The sequence below is a fragment of the Pantoea sp. Morm genome, from assembly GCF_016643525.1.
Classification (GTDB): Bacteria; Pseudomonadota; Gammaproteobacteria; order Enterobacterales; family Enterobacteriaceae; genus Pantoea; species Pantoea dispersa.
The window spans coordinates 1-3,636 of record NZ_VOQX01000181.1 but is presented as its reverse complement, the minus strand read 5'-3'; the positions used below and the strand labels follow the sequence as shown (position 1 = coordinate 3,636).

3 protein-coding genes are annotated in these 3,636 nt (G+C 54.9%); all 3 read left to right on the top strand.

The genetic code is table 11. From position 1 onward, the window contains the following. The first annotated feature begins 38 nt into the window (after window positions 1–38). Complete coding sequence (gene lon, locus FT726_RS26435; protein WP_346303763.1) at window positions 39–2,393, top strand: endopeptidase La; 2,355 nt, start codon at window positions 39–41, stop codon at window positions 2,391–2,393. 212 nt (window positions 2,394–2,605) lie between these two features. Further along, window positions 2,606–2,878, top strand: coding sequence for a nucleoid-associated protein HU-beta (hupB, locus tag FT726_RS26430; RefSeq protein ID WP_014606441.1), 273 nt, complete (start codon window positions 2,606–2,608; stop codon window positions 2,876–2,878). Between the two features lie 237 nt (window positions 2,879–3,115). Further along, on the top strand, window positions 3,116–3,636 hold a 521-nt coding region (locus FT726_RS26425; protein ID WP_346303762.1), incomplete at its 3' end, for a SurA N-terminal domain-containing protein.

Below are 3,636 nucleotides of genomic sequence, written 5' to 3'. Positions count from 1 at the left end.
CCCATCACCTGGCGGACATTAAACTAAGAGAGAGCTCTATGAATCCTGAGCGTTCTGAACGCATTGAAATCCCCGTGTTGCCGTTGCGCGACGTGGTGGTTTATCCGCACATGGTAATTCCGTTGTTTGTTGGTCGGGAAAAATCGATTCGTTGCCTCGAAGCGGCGATGGATCATGACAAGAAGATCATGCTGGTTGCCCAGAAAGAGGCTTCAACGGATGAACCTGGTATTAACGATCTCTTCGCGGTAGGGACCGTTGCTTCCGTACTGCAGATGCTGAAACTGCCAGACGGCACCGTTAAGGTGCTGGTGGAAGGTCTTCAGCGCGCACACATCACCACTTTAGCGGACAATGGCGACCACTTTGTTGCCCAGGCCGAATACCTGATCTCGCCGGAAATTGAAGAGCGCGAGCAGGAAGTGCTGGTGCGTACCGCCATCAATCAGTTTGAAGGCTACATCAAGCTGAACAAAAAAATCCCGCCGGAGGTGCTGACTTCACTCAACAGCATCGACGACGCGGCGCGTCTCGCCGACACCGTGGCGGCGCACATGCCGCTTAAGCTGGCTGACAAACAGTCAGTGCTGGAGATGTCCGACATCAATGAGCGTCTGGAATATCTCATGGCGATGATGGAATCGGAAATCGATCTGCTGCAGGTTGAGAAGCGTATTCGCAACCGCGTTAAAAAGCAGATGGAGAAAAGCCAGCGCGAGTACTATCTGAATGAGCAAATGAAAGCGATTCAGAAAGAGCTGGGCGAGATGGATGATGCGCCGGATGAATACGAAGCGCTGAAACGCAAAATCGACGCGGCGAAAATGCCGGCTGAGGCGCGCGAGAAGGCCGAAGCCGAACTGCAGAAGCTGAAGATGATGTCACCGATGTCAGCGGAAGCCACCGTGGTGCGCGGCTACATCGACTGGATGGTGCAGGTACCGTGGAACGCGCGCAGCAAGGTGAAAAAAGACCTGCGGAAAGCGCAGGAGACGCTGGATACCGACCATTACGGTCTGGAGCGCGTGAAAGACCGCATCCTTGAGTATCTTGCGGTGCAGAGTCGCGTCAGCAAAATTAAAGGGCCGATTCTGTGTCTGGTCGGACCGCCGGGCGTGGGTAAAACCTCGCTGGGACAGTCAATCGCCAAAGCCACCGGCCGTAAATATGTGCGTATGGCGCTGGGTGGCGTGCGTGATGAAGCGGAAATCCGCGGCCACCGTCGTACCTATATCGGGTCGATGCCGGGCAAACTGATCCAGAAAATGGCCAAAGTCGGCGTGAAAAACCCGCTGTTCCTGCTGGATGAGATCGACAAAATGTCATCCGACATGCGCGGCGATCCGGCTTCAGCGCTGCTGGAGGTACTGGATCCGGAGCAGAACATTGCGTTCAACGATCACTATCTGGAAGTGGATTACGATCTGTCAGATGTGATGTTTGTGGCTACCTCTAACTCCATGAACATTCCGGCTCCGCTGCTGGATCGTATGGAAGTGATCCGTCTCTCCGGCTACACCGAAGATGAGAAGCTCAACATCGCTAAACAGCACCTGCTGCCGAAGCAGATCGAGCGTAATGCGCTGAAAGAGAAAGAGATCAGCGTTGACGACAGCGCCATTATCGGCATTATCCGCTATTACACCCGTGAAGCGGGCGTGCGTAGCCTGGAGCGCGAACTCTCCAAGCTGTGCCGTAAAGCGGTGAAAGCGCTGCTGATGGACAAAGCGAAAAAGAGCATCAAAATCACCAGCGAAAACCTCAAGGATTTCCTGGGTGTGCAGCGCTTTGATTACGGCCGTGCCGACAGCGAAAACCGTGTTGGTCAGGTCACCGGCCTGGCGTGGACCGAAGTGGGCGGCGATCTGCTCACCATCGAAACCGCCTGCGTGCCGGGCAAAGGCAAGCTGACCTACACCGGTTCACTCGGTGAGGTGATGCAGGAGTCCATCCAGGCGGCGCTGACGGTAGTCCGCGCCCGTGCGGAGAAACTCGGCATCAACGGCGACTTCTACGAGAAGCGTGATATCCACGTACACGTACCGGAAGGGGCGACGCCGAAAGATGGTCCAAGCGCCGGTATCGCGATGTGTACCGCACTGGTCTCCTGTCTGACCGGTAACCCGGTGCGTTCGGACGTGGCGATGACCGGCGAGATCACACTGCGCGGTCAGGTACTGCCGATTGGTGGCCTGAAAGAGAAACTGCTGGCGGCGCATCGCGGCGGCATCAAAACCGTGCTGATCCCGGACGAAAACAAGCGCGATCTGGAAGAGATTCCACAGAACGTGATTGCCGATCTGTCGATCCATCCGGTGAAGCGTATTGAAGAAGTGCTGAGCCTGGCGCTGGAAAATGCCCCGTACGGGATGCAGGTTGCCACGGCAAAATAGTGATTAGCGACAAAAAGCGCTAAAAAGCGAAGCTGGCAGGCCAAATCGGGCTTGCCAGCTTTTTTTTGTGCCGCTAATTTAGGGGGCTGCTGGATCAACGATTAAGATGAATACCGTTGTTTCAGCTCCACAGGCTTGATATAAATGGCTGCGCGTTCGCACCGGGCGGGAAGCGCGGGTGCGAGTGAATAATAAAAGAGGGGATGAAGAGAGTGAATAAGTCACAGTTGATCGACAAAATTGCTGCAGACGCTGACATTTCTAAAGCGGCAGCGGGACGTGTGTTAGATGCATTCATGGGCTCCGTTTCTGACGCGCTGAAAGGCGGTGACGAAGTGGCACTGGTCGGTTTCGGTACCTTCTCTGTACGCGAGCGTGCTGCCCGCACCGGCCGTAACCCACAAACCGGTAAAGAAATCACCATCCCGGCTGGTAAAGTACCGGGCTTCCGTGCAGGTAAAGCACTGAAAGACGCCGTCAATTAATGACCGCTGACCTGTCCATCGAAGCATTTTCTTCCATGGATTGAGGACGAAAAAGGCGTTCTCATGTAACATACGGGCACATCATTTTTGATGTGCCTTTTTTTATCTTGATGCGCGACTTTAGCCGCTGGCTTCAGTCTCCGCATGGTTGCCAGCTGCCAGCCTGAACCGCAGCTGCACGATGATGACATCGTGTCTGAGCTTTACATCCACACTACAGCGGAGTGTTGTCATACCATGATGGACAATTTACGCGCGGCGTCGAACCATGTCGTGCTCAAGATCATTCTGGGATTGATCATCCTGTCATTCGTACTGACCGGGGTGGGCAACTACCTGATTGGCGGTAACAGCGATTACGCTGCCAAAGTGAACGGCCATGAAATTAGCCGCGGTGAGCTGGAACAGGCGTTTAACAACGAGCGCAACCGTCAGCAGCAGATGCTGGGCGACCAGTTCTCGCAGCTGGCCAGCAACGACGGCTACATGCAGCAGATGCGCCAGCAGGCGCTGTCACAGTTGATCGATCAGGCGCTGCTCGATCAGTACATCAAAGATCTGCACATTGGCATCAGCGACGATCAGGTGAAGCAGGCTATTTTCAATCAGCAGGCTTTCCAGACCAACGGTAAGTTCGACAACGCGAAATACAACGGCCTGATCGCCAGCATGGGTTTCAGTGCCGATCAGTACGCCGAAGCGCTGCGCAAGCAGCTGGCGACGCAGCAGCTGATTAACGCCATCGCCAATACCGACTT